We start from the raw sequence: 24,073 nt of genomic DNA, 5'->3' as shown, positions 1-24,073 counted from the left end.
CGTTGGGCCACTCGCGGGTAAGAGTAGGGGCAAAGGTAGGCACACCATGGCAGAAGTCATCCTCGAGCACATCAACAAGCGTTACGGCAGCAAGCACCACGCGGTGAAGGACTTCAACCTGCACATCCAGGACCGTGAATTCATGGTCTTCGTCGGGCCGTCCGGCTGCGGGAAGTCCACCACGCTGCGCATGATCGCCGGCCTCGAAGACATCAGTGACGGCATCCTGAAGATCGGCGACCGCGTCGTGAACGACGTGCCGCCCAAGGACCGCGACATCGCCATGGTGTTCCAGAACTACGCCCTGTACCCGCACATGAACGTGTACGACAACATGGCGTTCGGCCTGAAGCTCCGTAAGACGCCCAAGGACGAGATCGACAAGCGCGTGCGTGAAGCCGCCAAGATCCTCCAGATGGAGCACCTGCTGGGCCGCAAACCCAAGGAACTGTCCGGCGGTCAGCGTCAGCGCGTCGCGATGGGCCGCGCCATCGTCCGTGAGCCGAAAGTCTTCCTGATGGACGAGCCGCTCTCCAACCTGGACGCCAAACTGCGCGTCGAGATGCGCTCGCAGATCAGCCAGCTGCACCGCCGCCTGGGCGCCACCATCGTCTACGTGACGCACGATCAGGTCGAGGCCATGACGCTCGGCAACCGCATCGTCGTCATGCGCGACGGCGTGATCATGCAGGTGGACACGCCCATGAACCTGTACGACTTCCCGCAGAACAAGTTCGTGGCCGGCTTCATCGGCAGCCCCAGCATGAACTTCGTGACCGCCAAGATCCAGAACGGCGAGTTCGTGATCGGCCAGAACCGCGTGGCCCCGATGGGCCGCCTCGCGCAGAGCGTCAAGGCGCACGAGGGCAAGGACGTGTTCATGGGCATCCGCCCCGAGCACGTCGGTGTGGTCGGCATGACCGACCTGCCGCACGGCACCAACGTCCTGAAAGGGCAGGTCGTGGTCGTCGAGCCGCTGGGCGCGCAGACCGACCTGATCGTCGACGTGAACGGCCAGCACCTGACCGTGAAGGTCGAGGGACAGGCCACCGTGCTGCCCGGCGATCCCATCGAACTGCTGATCGACCAGACCCGCATGCACGCCTTCGACACCACCAGCGAGGCCGCCATCGACCGTGGCACGCCCGCCGGTACGCGCGGTCAGGCCGACACCCCCGGCCTCGGCTACGAGTACGCCCACGCCGTCAGCGCCGACTGACCCCACCCCGCTCTGCTGAGCACGCGCCGTCCGGTCATGTACCGGCGGCGCGTTCTTCCGTCTGCCGCTGCTGCCCTGCGCGGCACCTGCACCCGGCCTGCCGCGTTGGTCCTGCCCGCAACACCTTCATGATCTGAACCTGACGGGCAGGCATCCCCACGGCAGGTGTTTACCTGACCTTCATGCGGCGCTAGACTCAGGCACCCACCACTGGACGCACTCGACTGCCCTGCCTGCCCCAGGCCGACAGTCCCAGTACCGGACAAGGAGTTCCCATGAAAAAAGCACTGCTGACCCTGACCGCCCTGGCCCTGCTCGCCACGACCGCACAGGCCCGCTCCTGGGAAGACATCAAGAAATCCGGCACCATCAAGATCGCCACCGAGGGCGCCTTCCCGCCCTTCAACCTCCTGAAAGGCAAGGAACTGACCGGCTTCGAGGTTGACCTCGCCAACCAGCTCGCCAAGCAGCTGGGCCTGAAAGTCCAGTGGGTCACGCAGCCCTTCGACAGCCTGCTGATCGGGTTGCAGCAGGACCGCTACGACTTCGTGATCGCCAGCCACGGCATCACGCCCGAACGGGCCAAGGCCGTGGACTTCAGCAACCCGCACTACTGCACGGGCGGCGCGATCGTCAGCCGCGTCGGTGGCCCCAAGACGGCCGCCGACCTGAAAGGCAAGACCGTGGCCGTGCAGGTCGGCACCACCTACCTGGACAACGTGCGCAAGGTCCCCGGCGTGAAGGACGTCAAGACCTTCCCCAAGGACACTGACGCGCAGGCCGCGCTGATGGCGGGCCGCGTGGACGCCTGGGTCGGCGACAAGTTCACGGGCCTGGACCTCGTGAAAGCCCAGAAGGGCAAACTGGTCGCCGGGAGCCTGCTGTTCAACGAGAGCATCGGCATGGCCGTCAAGAAAGGCAACGCGGGCCTGCTGAAAGAACTGAACGCCGCGCTCGCCAAGAGCCAGAGCGACGGCACGTACGCCAAACTGAGCGGCCAGTACTTCGGCACGGACGTCCGCTGCCGCAACTGATACGGACTCCGAATTGAATGGCTTTGCACGCCATTCAATCCGAGCGGAGCGAGTGGGACGCAGTCCGTATGAGCCATCTATCCTGAGCCACTGTCTGCGGCGGCACGCAGGCCCCTTCCTGAACGGGGGGGCCTGCGCTGTCCTGACGCGCAGGTTCAACTGCCCTGGCGGGTGTGCCATTATCTTTCAAATGCACATCAGCTCGCTTTTTTCACCTGACCTGCCCGCCCGGAGGCTCCCTTGACCGCTCCTGCCACGCCCCGGAACCAGCCGCTCGGGCCGGGCGCGATCCTGCTGTGGCTGGTCGGCGCGGCCGCCGCGTTCCTGCTGCTGTTCTACCTGATCACGGTGATCCTGCGGCAGATGCCCGATCCGATCGGGCCGCGCGCCGACCTGTTCGTGGAGGGCGCGCAGATCACGCTGAAACTCACGGTCGTCAGTGGATTGATCGGCCTGATCATCGGTGTGGTGGCGGGCATTCAGAAGACCAGCACGTCATGGTTGGTTCGTGCGCCCGCCAACCTGTTCGTGTGGTTGATTCGCGGGACGCCCCTACTGATTCAGATTCTGTTCGTGTACAACGCCCTGCCGCCCATCCTGAAAAGTATCGGCCTGAACGTGCAACTGAACGAATTCTGGTCGGCCGTGATCGCGCTGGCCCTGAACGTCGGCGCGTACAACGCCGAGGTGATCCGCGCCGGGATTCTGGCCATTCCGCGCGGGCAGACCGAAGCGGCCCGCAGTCTGGGCCTGAGTGGCGCGCAGACCATGCAGACAGTCGTGCTGCCGCAGGCGCTGCGGCTGGTCGTGCCGCCCCTGGTGAACAACCTCGTGGCGCTGCTCAAGGACTCCTCGCTGGCGTCCAGCATCGCGCTGCTGGAACTCACGCTGGCCGGGCAGCGGGTCAGCAGCGAGAGCTTCCTGCCGGTGCCGGTCCTGACGACCGTCGGGGCCGTGTACCTGTCCCTGACGACCGTGATGACCTTCTTCACCGATCAGCTGGAACGCCGCGTGAAGATCGCCACCCGCTGAACGAACCTCGCAGGACAGCAAGGCACCGGACGTAACGCGCGTCCGGTGCCTGTTTTCTGTGGTGCTGCTCGTACGGACTCCGATTGAATGGGCTGCAAAGACCGCTGGGTTCGAGCGGGAGCAAGGCGGGTTCCGGGCGTGGAGTCGGCAACCTGATGCTTTTCCGAGCTGTCAACGAAATAAACGGAATCCGTATGAAGCCCCGGTTACTGCCCCGAGTCGATGCTGCCGCCGCCCCGGTAGGCGGGCGTGGTCATCCAGTAGCGTTTCAGCCAGCGTTTGAACAGCGTGGTCAGTGGCACGGCCAGGATCGCGCCGGGCACCCCGGCGACGGCCAGTCCGACCAGCAGCGCGATCAGGATGGCGGCCGGGCTCAGGCGCATGGTGCGGCCCATGATCAGTGGCCCCAGCACGTTCCCCTGCACCTGATTGATGATGAAGTACAGCGCCGCGACCAGCCCGACCGTCAGCGCACCCTGCGAGATGGCCAGCAGCATGGGGATGGCCGCCGCCACGACGATGCCCACGTACGGCACGATGCTCAGCAGGCCGCTCAGCAGGCCCAGCGCCACTGCGTTCGGGACGTTCAGTGCCATCAGGCCTGCCGTGGCCAGGACGGCGGTGCTGAGCATCAGCAGCAGTTGCCCGCGCAGGAACCCGCCGAAGCTGCTGCTCACGTCGTCCGACAGGCGCAGTAGCGTGGGTTGCCAGCGGCGCGGGAAGACCGACAGGACGCTGCGGCCCGCCCGGTCGTAATCCAGCATGAAGTACATGGCGAGCGTCACGATGAACCCCAGTTGCCCCAGCCAGCCCAGCAGGCTGCTCAGGGTGCCCAGCACGTCCGGCCCGGCGTTCACCAGTCGCTCCAGCAGCGGGCCGGTGTTGGTGGTCAGGTTGGTGGTCTGCTCGTCGATGTACTTCGAGAGGCTGTCCTTGATGCCCTCGGCGCCCTTGACGCTGTCCAGGCGGTCCAGGCCTGAACTGGTGATGTCTTTGAGGTTCCGCGCGAGATCCGGGATGCCGTTGATCAGTCCGGTCACCTGCGAACTGACCGTCATGACCAGCAGTGTCGTGAGGGCGATCGTCACGACCAGCAGCAGCAGCACGCCCACCATGCGGCTCACGCGGCGGCTTTCCAGCCACGCCAGCAGCGGGTTCGCCAGGAACGCCAGTCCGTACGCGGCGATGACGGTCACGGTCACGCTGGCCAGCAGTTGTGAGCCCCACATCAGTGCCCGCAGCGCGGCCAGCAGCAGCAGCAGGTACGCGATCAGGCGCACGGGCGGCTGCGCCCACAGGATCCGCAGCAGGTGCGGCACGTCGCGCGCGGCGCGCCAGTCAGGACGGTCCGGTGGTGGTGGGGGAATGGAGCGGGGTGCGTTCACGCCATCATCCTGACACCGCGCCGCGCCGCGCGAAATGCCCCGGATGCGTGGTCCGGGGCGTTAAAGCTTGGGTGTTCCTTCAGGGAATCCTGATCTCATACGGACGCCGATTGAATGGGCTGCAAAGCCCGTTGGGTCCGAGCGGATGCGAGCAGGAGAGAAAGCGGGCTGCCGGACGTGAAGCCGGCAGGGCCGCTCAGGCGGGACTGAGGGTGGCGGGCGGCTCGGAGCGGCTGCCCGCTTTCTGCCAGAAGTACACCAGCGCGATCAGTCCCAGGGCACCCAGGTTGATCAGCAGGTGCGTGGGAATGATCAGAATGAACGACGCGATCAGCAGCAGCAGCATCTGCACGGGGTTGGTCTTGCGGTGCAGGAAGCGCATGGTGGCCGCGCTGAACGCCACCAGCCCGATGAACGCGAAGATCACCATGAAGACCGCCTCCCCGAACGGCACCCCGTTCAGGCGGCCGTTCGCGATCAGCAGCAGCTGCGGGTTGAAGAACATCATGTACGCCAGCAGCGCGGTGCGCAGCTCGTACTTGAAGGCCTGCACGCCGGTCGCGACCGGGTTCCCGCCGCTGATGGCGGCCGCCGCGAACGCCGCCAGCGCCACCGGGGGCGTGCTGTCGGCCATGATCCCGAAGTAGAACACGAACATGTGCACGGGCAGCATCTGCGCCGGGTTGCTGGTATCCAGGCCCGCGACCTTCGCGATGATCGGGACGATCAGGGCGCTCATCAGGATGTAGTTCGCGGTGGTGGGCAGACCCATGCCCAGAATCAGGGCGATCAGCTGCGCCATGAACAGCACCACCAGCACGGACGCGAACGTCGCCACCTGCGGCCCCGCGAAGGCCATCAGGGAGCGCACGCCGTCGCTGGCCAGCTGCACGATGTCTGCCAGTCCGAAGCCCAGGCCCGTGATGGTCACGATGCCCACGATGATCCCGGCGGCGGCCGTGGCAATGGCAATGCCGATCATGGACCGCGCGCCGCTCTCGAAAGCCTCGATCAGTTTGCGGCCGCCGTCCAGCAGGCCCCGGCCCGGGCCGCGACCGTCACGCGCGGCGAAGAAGGCTTCCTGCACGAACATCATGACCATCATCACGAAGATGGTGTTCAGCGCCACGCGTTCCGGCGTGGCGTCCGGGTTGATGGTCAGCGTGCCGATCAGGTACCCCAGCGGCAGCAGGTAGTACCAGCCGGACAGCAGTGTCTGTCGCACGCGCGGCAACTCGCTTTTCGGCAGGCCCCGCAGGTTCAGTTTCAGCGCCTCGATGTGCGTGACGACCAGCAGCGCCCCGTAACACAGGAACGCCGGGATGGCCGCCGCCAGGATCAGACTGCGGTACTCGATGTTCAGGTTCTGCGCCATGATGAACGCCGCCGCGCCCATCACGGGCGGCATCAGCTGGCCGTTGCTGGAGCTGGCGACCTCGATCGCACCGGCCTTCTCGGCGCTGTACCCCACGCGTTTCATGGTGCCGATGGTGATGTTCCCGCCGGTCACGACGTTACTGACCGCCGAACCCGAGATGATGCCGTTCAGGGCGCTGCTCAGCACGCTGGCCTTGGCCGGACCACCCCGGAACCCGCCCAGCAGGCCCTGCGCGACGTTCATGAACCACTCGCCGGCCCCCAGCTTGTCGAAAATCGCGCCGAACAGCACGAACAGGAACACGATCTGCGCGCTGACGCCGATGGCCGTCCCGAAGATCCCCTCGGTGTTCGCGAACAGTTGCCCCACCACCTGCGGCCACGTCTGCCCGGCGTGCAGTTGCAGTTGCGGTCCCAGGTCGCCCCGGATCAGGCCGCGCGGGCCGGTCAGGGCGTACAGCATGAACACGCCCGCCACGATCGGCATGGCAATCCCGATGGTGCGCCACGCGGCCAGCATCAGCAGGAGCACCATGCCGCTGCCCACCCACACGTCCGTGCTGGTCAGGACGCCGCCCTGCACGGTCGCGATCTGCGGGTACTGCGCGATCAGGTAGATGGCCGTGGCGGTCGCGCCGACGCCCAGAATCCAGTCGTACCAGGGCACGCGCGTCTGCGGGCGGCCCGGCGTCTTGCGGAACGGGAACACCAGGTACGCCAGCGCGAACGCGAACGACAGGTGCGTGGCGCGCAGCGTCAGCGTGTCGATGTTCCCGACCTGCGCGGCGTACATCTGGTACAGGCACCACGCGACGGCCAGCAGCGTCACCAGCCACTTCTGCGCGCCCTGAAGTTTCCGGCCGCCCGTCTCGGCCGCCTCGACCATCTCGATGGCGCGGCGCTCGCCGTCGGTCATCTCGGTGCCGGGCGGTGTCAGGGTCGGGTCTGAACTGATGGGTCTGGTGGGATCACTCATGGGTGGGGGGGTCTCCTTGGGCGGCAGCGGCCCTGAACAGGAACGGCGTGCGTCCGGACATCAACGGGTGGGGCCAGCCCGATCATTCCACGGCTGGCCCCGACTGTACCGGTTCAGGACGTTTCGCCCCGGACCGGCGTGCCTGCACTTACTTGACGTTCAGGCCTTTTTCCTTGAAGAACTTCACGGCGCCCGGGTGCAGCGGCGCGGGAATGCCCTTGACGGCCTTGGCGTAACTGAAGTTGGTGGCGAGGCTGGGGTGAATGCCCTTCAGGTCGGCCTCGTTGTCGAAGATGCCCTTCATGGCCTTGTAGATGGCGTCCTCGCTCATGGCGGTGCTGGTGACCAGGGTGGCCTGCACGGCGACGCTGGGCACGGTCGCGCCCACGCCCTTGTAGCTCTTGGCGGGAATGTTGTACCGCACGTAGAAGGGGTACTTCTTGAGCAGGCTGCTGGCCTGGTTGCCGCTGACCGGGACCATGTTCACGTCCACCGTCTGCGCGATCTGCGCGATGGCGCTGGCGCCCACGCCCACGGTGTAGAACAGCGCGTCGGCGCGCTTGTCCTGCATCAGGCTGATGCCCTGGCTGGGCGACACGCGCAGCGCCTGCCCCAGGTCGTCGAAGCCCAGGCCGTACGCTTCCATGACCTGCTTGGCGGTCAGTTCGGTGCCGGAGCCCAGGTCACCGATGACCACGCGCTTGCCTTTCAGGTCCGCGATGGTCTTGATGCCGCTGTCCTTGCGGGCCACGACGTGCAGCACTTCGGGGTACAGGACGGCCATGGTGCGCAGTTTGCTGTTCGCCTTGCCCTGGAACGCCTGGAGGCCCGTGCCCTTGTACGCGTAGTACACGACGTCGTTCTGCGCGACGGCCGCGTCGAGTTCGCCGCTGGCGATGGCGTTCACGTTGAACACGCTGCCGCCGGTGGAGCGGGCGTTGGCGCGCACGCCGCTGCCCGCATCGTTGAGCATCTTGGCCATGCCGGTCGCGACCGGGAAGTACACGCCGGTGGTGCTGCCCGACCCGATGGTCAGGAAGGTGGTGCCCTGGGCGAGGGCGGCGGCGGCGGTACCGAGAACGAGAACAGCGGTCAGCTGACGGGTGCTTTTCTTCATGGGAACTCCTGTCTGAAAGGTCCGGCACCCTGCGGGCAGCCTGAACCGTAAGTGAGAATAGAGGCTATCGTAGCATGTGCTCATGATGAGCAGCTGACCCGGCGGCCTCCCAGCGCTTCCCCGGCGGGTTTCGCGGCGCGGTCAGCAACCTTACGAACGAAACCCCCGCAGCCTGAATTCGTAACCCCGGCGCCGAGGAGGAATGCCCCCGGCCCGCCCCTGCCACGCGCGGCAGGTGAACGGTAGACTGCCGGGATGACGCACCCCTCCTCCCCGTCCCTCAGTAAAGAAGCTGCCGGCCCGGCCCCCCTGCCCGGTCAGACCCGCGCGCGTGCCGGGCAGAAGGACGGACCGCCCATCATCGACGCGCAGAACGTGCACAAGCACTTCGGGAGCTTCCACGCGCTGCGCGGCGTGAACCTGACCGTGCAGCCCGGCGAGGTCGTGGTCATCATCGGGCCGTCAGGCAGCGGCAAGAGCACCTTCATCCGCACCATCAACGCCCTTGACGCGCACGACGGCGGCAGCATCACCGTGGACGGCATCCCCCTGAACGGCAGGGGCAACCTGGACGCCATCCGCCGCGAGGTCGGCATGGTCTTCCAGTCGTTCAACCTGTTCCCGCACCTGACCGTCCTGGAGAACATCACCCTGGCTCCCACCCGCGTCCGCAAGGCCACCAGGGCAGACGCCGACAGGCGCGGCCTGGACCTGCTGCGCCGCGTGGGCATCGAGGAGCAGGCGCACAAGTACCCGGCGCAACTGAGCGGCGGGCAGCAGCAGCGCGTGGCAATCGCCCGCGCCCTGGCCATGGACCCCAAGGTGATGCTGTTCGACGAACCCACCAGCGCCCTGGACCCCGAGATGATCAAGGAAGTGCTGGACGTCATGAAGGAACTGGCCCTGAGCGGCATGACCATGCTGGTCGTCACGCACGAGATGGGCTTCGCGCGCGAGGTCGCCGACCGCATCCTGTTCTTCGACCAGGGCAACATCGTCGAGGACACCACCCCCGAGAACTTCTACCAGAACCCGCAGCACGACCGCGCCAAGCAGTTCCTCAGCAAGATCCTGGGCCACTGACACGGACTCCGATTGAATGGGCTGCAAAGCCGGTTCAATCCGAGCGGACGCGAGTAGGAGCCGAGCGGGTTCCGGGCGTGGAGCTGGCAATCCGGCGCCCTTCCGGGTGGAGGGCGAAACAAACGGAATCCGTATGACACACGCAGCACCACTGACACGCAGCGCCACTTGCATACAGCGCCGTCACGCGTCGCGGCGCAGTTTCCCGCACTGCCACCACGCGGCGGCGCACAGCACGCCGCTGACTGCGAACACGGGCGCGTACCCGACCCGGTCGGCCAGCAGTCCCCCGATCACCGGGGTGAACAGGGCCGCGCCGACCAGGGTGTTCAGCGTGCCGATGTAGCGGCTGCGGGCATCCTCGGGCGCGATGTTCAGCAGGTGGTTGGTGTGCCCCAGGTTGAAGCCCTGCGTGGCGACGCTGGACAGCACGAACACCCCCAGGTACGCCCAGGCGCCCAGGCCCAGCACGCCGACCGCGATGGCGTACAGCGGCGCTAGGCCGTAGAACACGCTGGCGTAGCGGATGATGCGCCGCGAACCTTTGCGTTCGGCCACGCGCTGCCACACCACGTTCGACAGGGGGGCCGCGCCGGTCAGGGCCATCACGAACACGCCCAGCGTCGCGGCCGGATAGTTCAGTTCCCGCAGGGCGTTCACGGCGAAGAACGGTTCGCTCATGCTGGCGGCGGCCAGCAGCAGGCGCACCGTCAGGAACGCCCGGAAGTGCGGGTCGCGCAGCGTGTCCGGAATGGCGCGGAACTCCGCGCGGGTGCCCTGCCGCGCCAGGGGCGGATCGGCAGGCTCGGTGACCAGTCCGAACACCCAGTACCCGAACGTGAACGCCGCCGTGCCCAGCGCGAAGATCAGCGCGTAATTCAGTGGGAACGGCAGGTCCGACGCCAGAATCCAGCGGACCAGCAGGCCCGCCCCGAACGCCAGCAGGCCGCCGTACAGGTTGCGCGTTCCGAAAAAACGCGGGCGGCGCGCGGACGGTACCGTCTTGCTGACCACCTCCAGGAACGGCAGGCCCGACACGCCGGACGCCAGGGCATTGACCAGCATGGCCAGCACGAACAGCGCCAGGCACAGCGCCGGGTTGCCTGTCAGCAGGGCCGCGATCAGGACCATCGCCACGTACGTGCTGGTCCGCACGAGCGCCGCCGAGCGGTACACCGGCAACTTGAACGGCAGGCTGCGCACCCGCGCGGCCACCAGCAGTTGCGGCAGCATCCACCCGCCGGCCGCGATGGCCGGCAGCAGCCCGATCACCCAGTTCGGCGCGCCCAGCCGTGACGCGAAGCCCACCACGACCACCGACACGTTCAGGAACCCGTCCCCGGTGAACACCGCCCAGCCGTTCAGGATGCCCAGCCGCTCGTTACGGTCCCAGGGGCGGGCAGGGGAGGGCGTCATGAGCGGCATTATCCGCGCCGCGCGCCGCCCGGCTACCGGCGTGGCCGCCAGCAGTTCCGCATGACCGGACAGCTCCCGTGCCCGTCAGCTCCCGTGCCCGTCAGCGCGTCAGCTGCCGGGCAGACGCAGGATGCCTTCCAGGGCGCTGTACGCCTCCGGGCGGGCCAGGAACACCAGTTCGTCCTGCGCGGTCAGGCGCAGTTCCGGGCGCGGCAGGCGCACCGAGCCGTCCCGGATGATCCCGACGACCTCCACGCCCGGCGGGAGGCTCAGGATGTTCAGGCGAGCGCCACGCCAGCCCGGCGGGACGGCCCGGCGGTACAGTTCACGCTCGGCGGTCGGGGCGGGCAGCAGGTCGCCGTCCAGTGGCAGGTCGCCCTGCTCCTGCCCCGGCTGCGCCTGCCCTGCCTGCGCCTGGGTGGTGTCCTGCGGGGCGTCGAAGGGCACGCCCGGCAGACCCGGCGTGGGGCGGCGCGGAATGAAGCGCACGGTGTCCGGCAGCCACGCGGGACCGGCGTGCACGGCGCTGTCCCGGCGCGCCTGGAGTTGCGACGGCAGGATGCCGCTGGTACCGCTCAGGACGTGCGCCACGCCACTGGCGACCAGCGCCATGGGCAGCAGCGTCTCGCCCCCCCACGCGACGGCCAGCAGCGCGGCGGCCAGCGGGACGTTCAGCGTGACGGTCAGGAACGCCACGGCCCCCACCATGCTGCCGGTCGCGGTATCCACGCCCAGCAGGCTGCTCAGGCCCGCGCCCAGCAGGCCGCCCACCCCCACGGACGGCAGCACCCCGCCGCCCAGCGCGATCTGCGTGCCGAGCGCCAGCAGCAACCAGCGCCACGCACTCTGCCCCAGACCCTCGGCGCCCATGAACCCGGCGGCGCCCAGCTGCACCCAGCCGCTCCCGTCACCCAGCACCGCCGGGGTGCTGAACACGGCGGCGGCGGCCGTCACGCCCCCGAAGATCAGGCCCAGCAGCGGCCGGAACCGCCCCTCGGACCACGCCTCCGGCACCACCCGGCAGGCCAGCAGCGACAGCCAGCCCAGCAGCGTGGCTGCCAGCGCCACCAGCAGGAACGCCGGGAACTGCGCGCTGGCCGGAACCTGCACGTCCGGGAAGGCCAGCAGCGGCGCGAACCCGAACGCCAGTCCGTACACGGCCGTTCCGGCCACGGCCGCCAGCACGCACGGCATGACCACCTCGAACTCGAACTCGAAGCGGCGGTACAGCACCTCGGCAATCAGGACCGCCGCGGCCAGTGGCGCGTGCAGCACCGCGCCCAGCGCCGCCGCCGCGCCCGCCAGGGTCAGGGTGCGGGCCTCGACGGCGTCCAGGCGGGTGACGCGCTGCATCAGGCGTGCACCCAGCTGCCCGGTCATGGTGAACGCCGAGTCCCGCCCGACCAGCAGGCCCGACCCGTACGCCAGCAGGGTCGCCGCGAGCGTCCGCACCTGCACCAGCGGCCCCGGCCACTGCCCGCGCGCGTGGTAGCCGCGCACCAGTTGCGTCAGCGGGTCGCCCGTGCGGGCCGGGACCAGCCACGCGTACAGCGCGCCCAGCAGCGGCAACGCCAGCAGCCCCCACGGGGCGGCCGTGCCGAACGCCATCATCAGGCCGCCCTCGCCGGTCGTGCCGGGCGGCGCGTAATCCGTGATCAGCGTGCCCAGCCGCACGGCGGCGTCCAGGGTCAGGCGCAGGATGATGCTCAGACCCCCGACCAGCGCGCCCAGCAGCACGCTGAGCACCACCAGCCGCCCGGTTTCCAGGCGGTTGAGGACGGCGCGGGGCAGAGGAGAACGCATTGCCCCGCATGCTAGAGCATTTGCCTGATCCCGGCACGCGCCTGGACGCAGGTGGGCCGCGCCGGACCGCCCGCCCCGGGCAACATGAACTCCGCCTTAACCCGCCAGGCCTCCACGCGGCGGCGCGGCGGCGCGTAAGATACACAGCGGTCGCCGGGAACGGCCCGCACCGTGCGGGACCGCCCACCCGGCCTGTAAAGGAGCTCATCATGGCCTACGAACTTCCCCAGCTGCCCTACGCCTACGACGCCCTCGAACCCCACATCGACGCGCGCACCATGGAAATCCACCACACCAAGCACCACCAGGCGTACGTGGACAACGCGAACAAGGCCCTCGAAGGCACCGAGTTCGCCAGCCTGAGTGTCGAGGAACTGATCACCAAACTCGATCAGGTGCCCGCCGACAAGAAAGGCGCGCTGCGCAACAACGCCGGCGGCCACGCCAACCACAGCCTGTTCTGGACCGTCATGGGCCCCCAGGGCAGCGGGCAACCGGCCGGTGAACTGGCAGACGCCATCAACGCCGCCTTCGGTTCCTTCGACGCCTTCAAGGAGAAGTTCGAGGACGCCGCCAAGACCCGCTTCGGCAGCGGCTGGGCGTGGCTGGTCGTCAAGGACGGCGCGCTGGCCGTCGTGAGCACCGCCAACCAGGACAGCCCCCTGATGGGCGAGGCCGTCGCCGGCGTCAGCGGCACCCCCATCCTGGGCGTGGACGTGTGGGAACACGCCTACTACCTGAACTACCAGAACAAGCGCCCGGACTACCTGAAGGCCTTCTGGAACGTCGTGAACTGGGACGAAGTCGCGCGCCGCTACACCGCCGCGAAGTAACCCCCACAAAGCAGCAGAAAGCGCCCCCGGCCATCACGGTCGGGGGCGCTTTCTGACTTGATCAGACCCGGCGGGCCGCGCGGGCCTTCAGGACAGCCGGGACGATCAGGGCAGCCAGGACGGTCAGCAGGATGAACACCGTCAGCGGGCTCTGCAGGAAGATGGCGGGGTTGCCGTTACTCTGCTGCAACGCCGTGCGGAACTGACTCTCGGCGACCGGCCCCAGGATCACGCCGATGATGGCGGGCGTGACCGGGAAGTCGAAGCGGCGCATGCCGTACCCGATCACGCCGAAGATGGCGAGCAGGATCAGGTCGAACACCGAGTTGTTCAGGGAGTACACGCCGACCGTGGAAAAGACCAGAATCCCGGCGTACAGGAACGGGCGGGGAATCAGCAGCAGCCGTGCCCAGACGGGGGCCAGCGGCAGGTTCAGGGCGAGCAGCATGACGTTCCCGATGTACAGGCTGGCGATCAATCCCCACACGAGGTCGCCGTTCGTGACGAACAGCAGCGGCCCCGGTTGCAGGCCGTACTGCTGGAACGCGGCCAGCAGGATGGCGGCGGTGGCGCTGGTGGGCAGGCCCAGCGTCAGCAGCGGCACGAGCACGCCCGCCGCACTGGCGTTGTTCGCGGCTTCCGGCCCGGCGACGCCCTCGATGGCGCCCTTGCCGAACTCTTCCGGGTGTTTGCTCAGGCGGCGTTCCAGGGTGTACGACAGGAACGTGGGAATCTCGGCGCCGCCGGCGGGAATCGCGCCGAACGGGAAGCCCAGCGCCGTGCCGCGCAGCCAGGGTTTCCAGGAGCGCCGCCAGTCTTCACGGGTCATGCTGGCGTTGCCGTCCAGCTTGATCACACTGGCCTTGTCCTTGCGCAGGCGGCTGGCGACGAACAGCGTTTCACCCACGGCGAACAGGCCGATCACGACCGTGACGAACTCGATGCCGTCGAGCAGTTCCGGGCGGCCCAGCGTGAAGCGCGCCTGCCCGCTCTGCAGGTCCGTGCCGACCAGCCCGATGGTCAGGCCGAAGAACAGGCTGATCAGGCCGCGCAGCGGGGACGCGCCGAAGGTGGCGCTGATGGTCACGAACGCCAGCATGATCAGCGCGAACTTGGCGCTGGGCGGAATCATGACAGCCACGTTGGCAATGGCGGGCGCGGCGAAGGTCAGCAGGATCGTGCCGATGGTGCCGGCCACGAACGACCCGATGGCGGCCGTGGCCAGAGCGGCGGCCGCACGCCCCTTGCGGGCCATCTTGTTGCCTTCGAGCGCCGTGATGATCGAACTGCTCTCGCCGGGCGTGTTCAGCAGGATGCTGGTGGTGCTGCCGCCGAACATGCCGCCGTAGTAGATCCCGGCGAACATGATGAACGCACTCACGGGCGGCAGTTGCGCCGTGACGGGCAGCAGCAGCGCGACCGTCAGGGCCGGGCCGATGCCGGGCAGCACGCCCACCAGGGTGCCCAGCGTCACGCCGATCAGCGCCCACAGCAGGTTCAGGGGCGTCAGGGCCGTCTCGAAGCCCGCCAGCAGGGAGGTGACGGCGTCCATCACAGCACCCCGTTCAGAACGCCGGGCGGCAGGGTCAGGCCCAGGCCGCGCGTGAACACCACGTACGTGACGAGCGCCACGGCCAGCGCCACGCCGCCCAGCAGGGGCAGGCGCCGCTCACCGAACGCGAAGCCCACACTGAAGTACATGATGGCCGTGCCGAGCACGAACCCCAGCGGTTGCAGCAGCGCCGCGCCCAGCAGGAACCCACCCAGGATGATGCCCGGCTGGCGCAGGTCCGGCTGGGCGTCCGGGTCGGTGTCCTCCTCGGCGGCCGGTTCGGCCCGGCCGCCACGCAGGACGTTCACGGTCAGCAGGACGCCCAGCACGAGCGTTCCGACCGACACGATCAGCGGGAACACGCGCGGGCCGACCACCGCGTTGATCCCGAACGGAATCCGCAGCGTGCCGGCCAGCAGCAGCGCGCCCAGCAGGACGACGCCCAGCGCGACCAGCAGGTCCGGGACGCTCAGGCCGGGCCGCGCGGAAGGGGCCGCAGGAGCAGGTGGGATGGGGGGGACGGTGGAATCAGACATGAATCGAACCTCGTGTGGAGACCATGGATAAAGGAAGCAGGCACAGCAAGCCGGGCGGGGCGAAGGAAACTCGCCGCCGCCCGGACCGCTGAAAAAGTCGGTGTTACTTGGCGTTATTTGACAAGGCCGATGTCTTTCAGGATCTCGCGGGTGCGGACCGCTTCGAGTTTCAGGAACACGTCGAATCGGCTGCCGCTCATGTACAGGTCCGTCCAGTTACGGGTCTTGAGGGTGTCCTTCCAGGCCTTGCTGGTGTGCAGTTTGTCCATGGCGCTGACCAGAGTGGCCTTCTGGCTGCCGCTGATGCCGGGAGGGGCGACGATGCCGCGCCAGTTGGCGAGGTCCACGTTGAAGCCCTGCGATTTCATGGTGGGCACCGGAATCCCGGCCTGCGCCTTGGGCGCGCTGATGCCCAGGGCGCGCAGTTTCCCGGCCTTGATCTGCGCCTCGAACTCGCCGTAACCGGCGACGCCCGCCGCGACCTGGTTGCCCAGCACGGCCGCCAGGGTCTCGCCGCCGCCGCTGAACGGCACGTAGTTCATCTTCTTCGTGTCCACGCCCGCCGCCTTGGCGAACAGGCCGACCAGCATGTGATCGGTGCCCCCGGCGCTGCCCCCGGCGAAGGCCAGGGCGTTGTTCGCCTTCCAGGCGGCTGCAAGGTCGCCCAGCGTCTTGTAGGGGCTGCTGGCGGGCACCACGATGACCTCGTACTCGCCGGTCAGGCGGGCGATGGGCGTCACGCGGCTCAGGTCCACCTTCGAGGAGTTCGTCTGGATGGCGCCGACCATCACGAGGCCCATGGTCATCAGCAGGTTGCCGTCGCCCTTGCTGTTGTACAGCTGCGCCAGCCCGATGGTGCCGCCCGCGCCGGGCACGTTGAACACCTGCACGGGCTTGGCGATGCCCTCGTCCTGCATGACGGTCTGAATGGCGCGGCTGGTCTGGTCCCAGCCGCCGCCGGGGCTGGCGGGCGCCATGACGCGCAGGTTCAGGTTCTGCGCGGCGGCGGGAGTGGCGGCGCCCAGCAGGGCGGACAGGGCAAGGGCAGCAGTTTTCACGTTCATGGTGAACCTCCGGGGGGTGGGCTGCCGCTCGGTCGGGCAGCCGGTCTGGGTTGTGAGTACCCGGTCACCCTACCCTCATGCGCCCTTCACTGCAAGGCGTTTGTTGCGTGCAGCACGGTATTCTTCGCGAACGGAACGCACGCGCGTGAACAGAATGAACACAACCGGCCCCGCCCCGGCCCGCCCCCTAGAATCAGGGCCGGTACCCATGCCCGTGTTCTCCCGACGCCCTGACCTGCAGGGCCGCCTCGTGCGGCTGCACCTGCTGGTGCTGTGCGCCATGACGCTGCTGCTGGTCGCCGTGCAGACCGCGCAACTGTACGGCGAGGCCCGCGAACGCCTGGGCGAACGCGCCCTGACCGCCAGCCGCATCGTGTCGCGCCTGCCGGACGTGATCGCCGGAGCGACCCGCGCCGTCCCGGACGCCACCCTGAACGCCCGCGTGAACGCCCTGCGCGCCGAGGCCGAAGCCGACTTCATCGTGGTCGGGGACCGGCGTGGCGTGCGGCTGGCGCACCCGCTGCCCGAACGGCTGGGCCGCCCCATGGAAGGCGGCGACAACGCCCTGCCGCTGGCCGGGCAGGAGGTCGTGAGCGTGGCGCGCGGCAGCCTGGGCCTGAGCGTGCGCGGCAAGGTGCCCATCTGGGCGGGCGGCGTGCGCGGCGGGCAGGTCGTGGGCGTGGTCAGCACCGGGTACCTGATGCCGCAGGTGTGGCACCTGGTGCTGGGCGCGCTCGTCAGCCTGCTGCCGTGGTTCGTGCTGGCGCTGGCGCTGGGCACCCTGGGGGCCGTGTGGGCCGCGCGGCGCCTGCGGGCCGAGATCCTGAACCTGGAACCCGAACAGATCGCCGCGCTGGTCAGCGAGCAGCGGGCCGTGCTGGCCGCGCTGCGCGAGGGCGTGCTGGCCGTGAACGCCGCCGGGCAGGTCACGCTCAGCAGCGACCGCGCCGCGAGCATGCTGGGCCGCGCCGACCACGCCCCGCTGGCGCAACTGTGGCCGGAACTGGCCCGCCTGACCGACCCCGGCGCGCCGGGCCGCCACCAGAACCTCGAACTGACCCTGCGCGGCCAGCCGGTCCTGGTGAACCTCGAACCGCTGGACAGCGGCGGGTTCGTGGCGGGCTTCCGGGACCGGGCCGAGGCGCTGGCGCTGGCCGAGGAACTCACGCACGCACGCGGGTTCGTGGACGTCCTGCGCGCCCAGACGCACGAGTACCAGAACCGCCTGCACGTCCTGTCGGGCCTGCTGCAACTCGGGCGGGGCGAGGAAGCCCTGCGCGTCCTGAACGCCGAAATTCACGCCGACTCCCAGTTCCGGCAACTGCTGCGCGACGTGCAGGTGCCCCGACTGGTCGCGCTGCTGGCCGGGAAACGCGAGCGGGCGCAGGAACTCGGCATCGACTTCCAGGTGGCCGAGGGCAGCAGCCTGGGACCGCAGTGGGAACGGCACGCGGACACGCTGGTCAGCGCCGTCGGAAACCTCACCCAGAACGCCTTCGAGGCGCTGGGCGGCCAGCCCGGACAGGTCACGGTCCTGATCGGCGAGGACCCGGAAGGCATGCAGATCGAGGTCGAGGACAGCGGCCCCGGCGTGCCCCCCCACCTGGACGCGCGGCTGTACGGGCGCGGCGTGAGCAGCAAGGGCGAGGGCCGCGGCTACGGCCTGCACGGCGTGACCGTGCGCCTGCACGCCCTGGGCGGCGAACTGCGCCACACCCGCCGGGACGGACGGACCGTGTTCCTGCTGAGCCTGCCGCTGCCCGCACCCCTGCGCCCAGCGCCGCGCGCCCCCACCCCACACCCCGCCGGAGAGACCCCATGAACCCAGCCGCCGCGCCCGCCCCCACCCGAGTCCTGCTGGTCGAGGACGACCTGCGCGTCGCCCGCGTGAACCGCGAACTGCTGGAACGCGACCCGGACGTGCACGTGGTCGGCAGCGCCGCCACCTGCGCCCAGGCCGACGCCCTGGCCCGCGCCCTGAGCCCCGACCTGATCCTGCTGGACGTGCACCTGCCCGACGGCAGCGGCCTGGGCCTGCTGCGCCACTGGCGCACCCAGGGCCTGACCACCGACGTGGCCCTGATCACCGCCGCCGACGACGAGGCCAGCGTGCGACTGGCCCTCGCGCACGGCGCGTTCGACTACCTGATCAAACCGTTCACCGGCGCGCGCCTGAACGACCTGCTCGCCCGCCACCGCGCCCGCCATCACGCCCCGCACCCTGCCGACGCCGGTCGCCTGGACCAGGGCCGCCTGGACCGCCTGCTGGGCCTCGGCCCGACCCTGCCCAGCCTGCCGCGCGGCATCGACCCGAACACCCTGGAGCGCGTGGCGCAGGCCCTGCACGGCGCCCCGCACCCCGTCAGTGCCGAGGACATCGGCGAGCAGGTCAGCCTCAGCCGCGTGACTGCGTGGCGGTACCTGGAGTACCTCGTGCGCAGCGGCGCCGCCCGCCTGGACCACCAGTACGGGCAGGCGGGCCGCCCCGCCAAGCTGTACCGCCCCAGCGGCCCGCCGGACGAGCAGCCCTGACAATCGGTGCTGACAACCGGTGCTGACGACCCGTGCTGACGACCAGCCCTGACGACCGGCGACATGCCCTGACCAGCCGCCTCCCGCCAGGGCCTTCAGGCCGCGCTGACCGTGCGCTTACCTGCCCGGCCCGCCCGGCTCCTACACTGAGAGGCGAATGCGCGCCCTGCCCCTGCTTCTGCTGCTGATTCTCACGGCGTGCGCCCCACGGTTCACGCCGCAGGCCGCGCGCACGCCGCTCCTGAACCCGGCAGGTCCGCCGCCCGACGTGGTCATCCTGGCCGTGTCCGGCCGGTGCAGCCCCCCCTGCCTCGCCCCGCGCGACAACGTGGACTACCTGTCCGCGCGCGGCACGCTGGACGCCCTGGCCGACGTGTTCGCCGCGCGCGGCCTGAACGTGCAGGTCAGCGGGTACGCCAGCCACCCGGCCGCGCAGTTCCGGTCACCGTTCATCAGCGCCGACCAGCGCGGGTACGCCGCGGTACAGGCCGACCTGAACGCCATCAAACCCTGGCTGCGCGGCCCCCGACCGCCCCGGCTGGTGCTGCTGGGGCACTCGCAGGGCGCCGTGTGGCTGCACCACCTGACCCGCGTGAACCCGGACGTGACCTTCGACGTGCAGGTCGACCTGGACGCCATCTGCGTCGGCTGGCGCAGCGATTTCTGGACGCTGCTGCGCGGCCGGGACCAGACGCCCAGCCTGCTCGAAGCCTGCGACCAGATTCAGGTGAACGGCGCGCGCCGCAACATCAAGGACGTCGTGTGGCCCAACGTGACCGTGAACCTCGAAGTGCAGAGCAAACGCTACCCGGCCCGCAGCGGCACCGGCGGTCTGCCCGTGAACTACCTGTTCGACCTGAGCGGCAACACCCGCCTGGACGGCACCCGCCAGGGCCTGCAACTGTTCGTGTCGTCCCGCGAGGACCACAGCGCCGTCACGACGCCCCACAGCGACGCGCTGGCCTGGGTGAACGCCCGCCTGACCCGGGTCGTGCAGGCCTGGGAACCCGCCCTGCCGTCCGCGCAGCCTGCCCAGCCGCTCGCGCAGCCCTGACCTCGCCCCGGCTCAGCGCGGGTCGGAGCCTTCTCCAGTTGCCCCTTCTTCAGGGAGTGTGCGGCGGTCGGCCAGCCACGCGGCGGCCTCGCTGGCGGGCAGCAGCCGGGCGCCCCGGTCCGGCGGGAACCAGTCCAGCAGCGCCTGCACCGCCGCCGGGTCCAGCGGCGTGCCGGGCGCGGCCGGGCGCGCGTCGAAGATCACCTTGTGATCCCCGTCGAGCAGGTGCAGCAGACCCGCCGGGGCCAGCCTGAGGCGCGTCCCGACCGGCAGCGGGCCGCCCAGCCACACGGCGTCCACCTCGGCGTCGTCGGCGGGATTCAGGGTGCCGGGCACGCAGCCGTAATTGACGGGTGCCTTCCACGCCTCGGTCCTGAGCGGTTCGAGCTGCCCGCCGCGCCAGATGAAGCGCTCGCGGGTACCGGCGGTCCACTCGATCACGCCGTCCCAGGTGCCCGTGCTGGCGGCACTCACGGCGCGACCTCGTACAGTTCGACCTGCCTCAGCACCGTCCCACCGAACGACAGGACCGCGCGGTACGTGCCGGGCTGCGCGGCCGCCCACCTGAAGGTCGCGGCGCGCTGCGCGCCGTCCAGGTACACGCTGTCGCTGCCCAGCAGTCGCCCACCGTCGAACCAGCGGACAGTCAGGAAGCCCGGCTCGAAACGGCCGTCCACCTGCGCCGAGAGGTTCAGGGTCTCGCCACGCCGTTCCAGCGTGGCGTTCGTGAGGCGTACCGGCAGGTCCACGTTCACCTGAGCGGGAATCAGTGGCACGAACGTGTAACGGCAGCCGCCCAGCAGCGGCGCGCACGCCAGGGCAACGAGGAGCAGGGCAGGGCGGACCATGCGCCCAATCTACCGTCCCGCCCGTCCCGCCGGACTGCTGGCGGATCACTTCAGGCGGTGGTCCTCGATGAAGCGGATGACCTGCGCGCGCGTGTCGCCCAGGAACGTCAGCGGCCGGGCCATGGCCGCGATGATCGTGATGTGCCCCACGCGCGGCAGCACCTTCAGTTCCACCGGCACGCCCGCCGCGCGCAGGGCGCGTTCCATGTTCACGCCGTTGTACGCCTCGACCGTGTCGTCGTTCTGCGCGACCAGCAGCAGGTGCGGGGGCGCGTCGGCGCGCACGTGGCGGTCCGGCATGACCTCGGCGGGCGTGGCATCCTTCGGGAACGCGACCGCCGACTGGAACGACCGGAAGTCGAAGGAGTACGGCCCGGCCACGCCGATCACGCCCCGGATGCTGCCGACCGGCACGTTCACCTCGGTCAGCCAGCGGGCGTTGTCGACCATCTCGACGGCGTTGAATCCCCCGGCCGAGTGGCCCATCACGAACAGGTTGTCGGGGTTGCCGCCGAAGGTCCTGGCGTCGGCGCGCAGCACTTTCAGGGCCTGCGCGGCGTCCTGCACGTACGACGGGTACACGTTCTGCGGCGCGAGGCGGTAACTCATGACGCCCGTCACGTACCCGGCGCGCGCCAGGGATTCCCCGACGAACTTGTGGCCGTCCTTGTCGCCGCCCTGCCAGGAGCCGCCGTGGATGAACAGCACGACCGGCGCGCCTGCCGCGTTCTGCGGCGCGTAGATGTCCATGACGTTGCGGGCGTCCGGGCCGTACGACACGTCGCGTTTAACGCTCAGGCCACCCGTGCTGATCACGTTGTTCAGGAAGCCCTGCGCGCCGTCACGTGAGCAGGCGGCCAGGGACAGGCCCAGGGCCAGCGCGCCCGCCCCGAGGATCAGGCGGCGGACAGCGGGGCGGCGGGAGGCGCGGGGAGGGTGGGGGGAAGCGTTCATCCGCGCAGGCTAGAGTCCCGCCCGCGCGGACTGCTGCGTGCCGGGGCACACTCGGCCCTTAGGAGGCCTTGATGGACGCCCGCCGCCAGGGCGGGTGCGGGCGCACACTCGGGCCGGGCCGGGCCGCGCTAGCCTGCGGCCCAGATGACCGCCGACGCCCCCCTCCTGTCCGGGCCGCCCACGGACGCCCTGATCGTCGGCGCTGGCCCCGCCGGACTGGCCCTGGCCGCCGAACTGACCGCGCGCGGCCTGAGCGTCCGCGTGACCGACCCCCACCCGCACGCCCCGTTCCCCGCCACGTACGGCGCGTGGCATGGCGACCTGCCCGGCTGGGCGCAGGCCTGCGCGGCGCACACCTGGGCGGACGTGCGCGTGCACACCGGGCCGCAGCCCACGCCGCTGCTGCGCCCGTACACCCTGCTGGACAACACGGCCCTGCGCGCCGCGCTGCTGGGCCGGGCCGGGCCGGGGCTGACCCTCACGGCCGCGCGGGTGGACGGCGCTGAGAGGGTGAATGGGGCCGCCCGCACGGACGGCGGCTGGACCGTGCAGGGCACCCGGGACGGCCAGCCCGCCCGCTGGGAGGCCCGCGTGGTCATCGACGCCAGCGGGCACCGGCCCGCGCTGCTGCGGCAACCGGACCGCCACCCGGACGGCGCGGCCCTCCAGACCGCGTTCGGGATCGTGGCGACCTTCGACCGGCCGCCCAGCGCGCCCGGCGCGGCCGTCTGGATGGACTACCGCGCCCCGCACGGACCGGGGGATACCCCCACCTTCCTGTACGCCATGCACCTGGGCGGCGACCGTTACTTCGTGGAGGAAACCAGCCTGATCGCCCGGCCCGCCCCCACCCGCCAGACCCTGGAGGCCCGTCTGCACGCCCGCCTGCACGCCCAGGGCACCCCTGCGCGCGAGGTCCTCAGCGAGGAGTGGGTGTCGTTCCCGATGAACACCGCGCCCCCCGCCCCGGACGGCGTGCTGGCCTTCGGGGCGGCAGCCGGGATGGTTCACCCGATCAGCGGCTTTCAGGTGGCGGGCGCGCTGCGGGACGCCCCCACCCTCGCCGACGCCATTGCCGGGGCGCTGCGGGACGGGCGTGACCCCACGCGGGCCGGCTGGGACGCCCTGTGGCCCCCGGAGCGCCGCGCCGCCCGCGCCGTGCATCTGCTGGGCGTGCAGGCCCTGCTGAACCTGCCGCCGCGCGCGCTGCCCGCGTTCTTCGCGGCGTTCTTCGCGCTGCCGCCCGCGCGCTGGCACGCCTTCCTGGACCCGCGCACGCCGCCCGGCCCGCTGGCGCGCACCATGCTGCGGCTGTTCGCGCACGCGCCCGTCCACGTGCGCCTTCCGCTGGCCCGCGCCGCCCTGCGGCACGCCGGGACCAGCCTGCACGCCCTGAACGCCGCCGCGCGTACACTGACCGCATGAGCCTCCTGGACATGATCGGCCCCGTCATGATCGGCCCCAGCAGCAGCCACACGGCGGGCGCGTGCCGCCTGGGACTGGTCGCGCACCACCTGCTGGGCGAGGCGCCGCGCGGCGCGGTCATCGACCTGCACGCCTCGTTCGCCAAGACTGGGCGCGGGCACGGCACGCACCTCGCGCTGATCGCCGGACTGCTGGGCATGGCCCCCGACGACCAGCGCCTCCCGCACGCCTTCGCGCAGGCGCAGGAGGCCGGACTGACCTTCGAATTCCGCGATACGGACCTGGGCGACGTGCACCCCAACACCGCCCGGATCGCCGTGAAGGGCGACAGGCAGGCCGTGACCGTGCAGGGCAGCAGCACGGGCGGCGGCGTGATCCAGGTCGCGCAGGTGCAGGGCCTCGGCGTGAACTTCAGCGCCGCCAGTCCCACCGCACTGCTGCGCTACCACGACGCGGTCGGCATGATCGCCCGTATCGCCAGCACCATCGCCGCCGACGGCGTGAACATCGCCACCCTGACCTGCACCCGCGACACGCGCGGCGGGCAGGCGCTGCTGGCCATTGAACTCGATCAGGCCCTGAGCCCCGAGGCGCTGGCGTTCCTGAACCGTTGGCCCGACGTGAACTGGGTGCGGATGCTGCCCAAACTGATGGACGGCTAAGTACGTTGAAGCTACCATTGCGAGATTCCGGGAAAGCGCCGGAATCTCTCCATTCCCGCTTCAACGTACTTCTTCTGCTACGCGCTCCGCGCGGTTTATCTAAGTACAACGCACCAAAGAAGTAGACTTGGGCATGGCCCGTTCCCATCGGCGCATTGAGATTTCGGAAGA

Annotated in this window: 21 protein-coding genes; 10 read left to right on the top strand and 11 right to left on the bottom strand. The window is 69.9% G+C overall.

Annotated features, from left to right (window positions below):
- Positions 1-46: 46 nt before the first annotated feature.
- The 3 genes from IEY70_RS13550 to IEY70_RS13540 all read left to right on the top strand — a co-directional run bounded on the left by IEY70_RS13550 (position 47) and on the right by IEY70_RS13540 (position 3,285).
- Positions 47-1,219: an ABC transporter ATP-binding protein gene (locus IEY70_RS13550; protein WP_189065565.1), complete on the top strand. Its 1,173-nt coding sequence runs from the start codon at positions 47-49 to the stop codon at positions 1,217-1,219.
- Between the two features lie 275 nt (positions 1,220-1,494).
- Entirely contained in the window at positions 1,495-2,253 is a 759-nt protein-coding gene (locus tag IEY70_RS13545; protein ID WP_189065564.1) for an ABC transporter substrate-binding protein, read from the top strand.
- Between the two features lie 240 nt (positions 2,254-2,493).
- A complete protein-coding gene (locus IEY70_RS13540) occupies positions 2,494-3,285 on the top strand; it encodes an amino acid ABC transporter permease (RefSeq protein WP_189065563.1) in 792 nt (263 codons plus the stop codon).
- Between the two features lie 206 nt (positions 3,286-3,491).
- Here IEY70_RS13540 and IEY70_RS13535 read toward each other — a convergent pair whose 3' ends face one another.
- The 3 genes from IEY70_RS13535 to IEY70_RS13525 form a co-directional block, all read right to left on the bottom strand.
- The gene (locus IEY70_RS13535) at positions 3,492-4,670 is read right to left on the bottom strand and encodes an AI-2E family transporter (RefSeq protein ID WP_189065562.1); all 1,179 of its coding nucleotides are present in this window, start codon (positions 4,668-4,670) and stop codon (positions 3,492-3,494) included.
- A 196-nt stretch (positions 4,671-4,866) separates the two neighbouring features.
- Positions 4,867-7,023: a TRAP transporter permease gene (locus IEY70_RS13530; protein ID WP_189065561.1), complete on the bottom strand. Its 2,157-nt coding sequence runs from the start codon at positions 7,021-7,023 to the stop codon at positions 4,867-4,869.
- 148 nt (positions 7,024-7,171) lie between these two features.
- Complete coding sequence (locus tag IEY70_RS13525) at positions 7,172-8,140, bottom strand: TAXI family TRAP transporter solute-binding subunit (protein WP_189065560.1); 969 nt, start codon at positions 8,138-8,140, stop codon at positions 7,172-7,174.
- Positions 8,141-8,395: 255 nt separating this feature from the next.
- On the opposite strand from IEY70_RS13525, the gene IEY70_RS13520 reads away from it, so the two are divergent.
- A complete protein-coding gene (locus IEY70_RS13520) occupies positions 8,396-9,223 on the top strand; it encodes an amino acid ABC transporter ATP-binding protein (RefSeq protein WP_308425258.1) in 828 nt (275 codons plus the stop codon).
- 183 nt (positions 9,224-9,406) lie between these two features.
- Here the strand turns inward: IEY70_RS13520 and IEY70_RS13515 are convergent, their stop codons facing one another.
- Positions 9,407-10,639, bottom strand: a complete 1,233-nt coding sequence (locus tag IEY70_RS13515; RefSeq protein ID WP_373290788.1) for an MFS transporter — start codon at positions 10,637-10,639, stop codon at positions 9,407-9,409.
- 108 nt (positions 10,640-10,747) lie between these two features.
- Positions 10,748-12,442 (bottom strand): chloride channel protein, encoded by a 1,695-nt coding sequence (locus IEY70_RS13510; protein WP_189065558.1) that lies wholly within the window; start codon positions 12,440-12,442, stop codon positions 10,748-10,750.
- A 209-nt stretch (positions 12,443-12,651) separates the two neighbouring features.
- Between IEY70_RS13510 and sodA the strand changes: the two genes are divergently transcribed.
- On the top strand, positions 12,652-13,275 hold the full coding sequence (gene sodA / locus IEY70_RS13505) for a superoxide dismutase [Mn] (RefSeq protein WP_189065557.1): 624 nt from the start codon (positions 12,652-12,654) through the stop codon (positions 13,273-13,275).
- Between the two features lie 61 nt (positions 13,276-13,336).
- On the opposite strand, the gene IEY70_RS13500 is transcribed toward sodA, so the two are convergent.
- From IEY70_RS13500 to IEY70_RS13490, 3 genes are all read right to left on the bottom strand, one after another.
- Positions 13,337-14,827, bottom strand: a complete 1,491-nt coding sequence (locus IEY70_RS13500; RefSeq protein WP_189065556.1) for a tripartite tricarboxylate transporter permease — start codon at positions 14,825-14,827, stop codon at positions 13,337-13,339.
- Positions 14,827-15,363 (bottom strand): tripartite tricarboxylate transporter TctB family protein, encoded by a 537-nt coding sequence (locus IEY70_RS13495; protein ID WP_189065555.1) that lies wholly within the window; start codon positions 15,361-15,363, stop codon positions 14,827-14,829. The genes IEY70_RS13500 and IEY70_RS13495 overlap by 1 nt, the downstream gene beginning before the upstream one ends.
- 113 nt (positions 15,364-15,476) lie before the next feature.
- Positions 15,477-16,427, bottom strand: coding sequence for a Bug family tripartite tricarboxylate transporter substrate binding protein (locus IEY70_RS13490; protein ID WP_189065554.1), 951 nt, complete (start codon positions 16,425-16,427; stop codon positions 15,477-15,479).
- A 208-nt stretch (positions 16,428-16,635) separates the two neighbouring features.
- Here IEY70_RS13490 and IEY70_RS13485 point away from each other — a divergent pair, with 208 nt between their 5' ends.
- From IEY70_RS13485 to IEY70_RS13475, 3 genes are all read left to right on the top strand, one after another.
- A complete protein-coding gene (locus tag IEY70_RS13485; protein WP_189099140.1) occupies positions 16,636-18,249 on the top strand; it encodes an ATP-binding protein in 1,614 nt (537 codons plus the stop codon).
- Complete coding sequence (locus tag IEY70_RS13480) at positions 18,246-18,959, top strand: response regulator (RefSeq protein WP_189065552.1); 714 nt, start codon at positions 18,246-18,248, stop codon at positions 18,957-18,959. Before IEY70_RS13485 ends, IEY70_RS13480 begins: the two co-directional genes overlap by 4 nt.
- A 157-nt stretch (positions 18,960-19,116) precedes the next feature.
- Complete coding sequence (locus IEY70_RS13475; RefSeq protein WP_189065551.1) at positions 19,117-20,013, top strand: alpha/beta fold hydrolase; 897 nt, start codon at positions 19,117-19,119, stop codon at positions 20,011-20,013.
- Between the two features lie 12 nt (positions 20,014-20,025).
- Here the strand turns inward: IEY70_RS13475 and IEY70_RS13470 are convergent, their stop codons facing one another.
- Genes IEY70_RS13470 through IEY70_RS13460 form a run of 3 tightly spaced genes read right to left on the bottom strand, consistent with a single transcriptional unit; the run spans position 20,026 to position 21,815 of the window.
- Positions 20,026-20,487 carry an inorganic pyrophosphatase gene (locus tag IEY70_RS13470; RefSeq protein WP_189065550.1) on the bottom strand — a complete coding sequence of 154 codons (462 nt, stop codon included), beginning with the start codon at positions 20,485-20,487 and terminating at the stop codon, positions 20,026-20,028.
- Complete coding sequence (locus IEY70_RS13465; RefSeq protein WP_189065549.1) at positions 20,484-20,861, bottom strand: hypothetical protein; 378 nt, start codon at positions 20,859-20,861, stop codon at positions 20,484-20,486. The genes IEY70_RS13470 and IEY70_RS13465 overlap by 4 nt, the downstream gene beginning before the upstream one ends.
- 45 nt (positions 20,862-20,906) lie before the next feature.
- Positions 20,907-21,815 (bottom strand): alpha/beta hydrolase, encoded by a 909-nt coding sequence (locus tag IEY70_RS13460; RefSeq protein ID WP_189065548.1) that lies wholly within the window; start codon positions 21,813-21,815, stop codon positions 20,907-20,909.
- A gap of 144 nt (positions 21,816-21,959) precedes the next feature.
- Between IEY70_RS13460 and IEY70_RS13455 the strand changes: the two genes are divergently transcribed.
- Together IEY70_RS13455 and sdaAB are read left to right on the top strand one after the other, a co-directional pair.
- The gene (locus IEY70_RS13455) at positions 21,960-23,240 is read left to right on the top strand and encodes a lycopene cyclase family protein (RefSeq protein ID WP_189065547.1); all 1,281 of its coding nucleotides are present in this window, start codon (positions 21,960-21,962) and stop codon (positions 23,238-23,240) included.
- Complete coding sequence (sdaAB, locus tag IEY70_RS13450) at positions 23,237-23,902, top strand: L-serine ammonia-lyase, iron-sulfur-dependent subunit beta (protein ID WP_189065546.1); 666 nt, start codon at positions 23,237-23,239, stop codon at positions 23,900-23,902. The genes IEY70_RS13455 and sdaAB overlap by 4 nt, the downstream gene beginning before the upstream one ends.
- The last annotated feature ends 171 nt before the right edge of the window (positions 23,903-24,073 follow it).

The sequence above is a fragment of the Deinococcus seoulensis genome (assembly GCF_014648115.1).
Taxonomy (GTDB): Bacteria; Deinococcota; Deinococci; order Deinococcales; family Deinococcaceae; genus Deinococcus; species Deinococcus seoulensis.
This window is presented reverse-complemented; position numbering and strand designations above follow the sequence as displayed.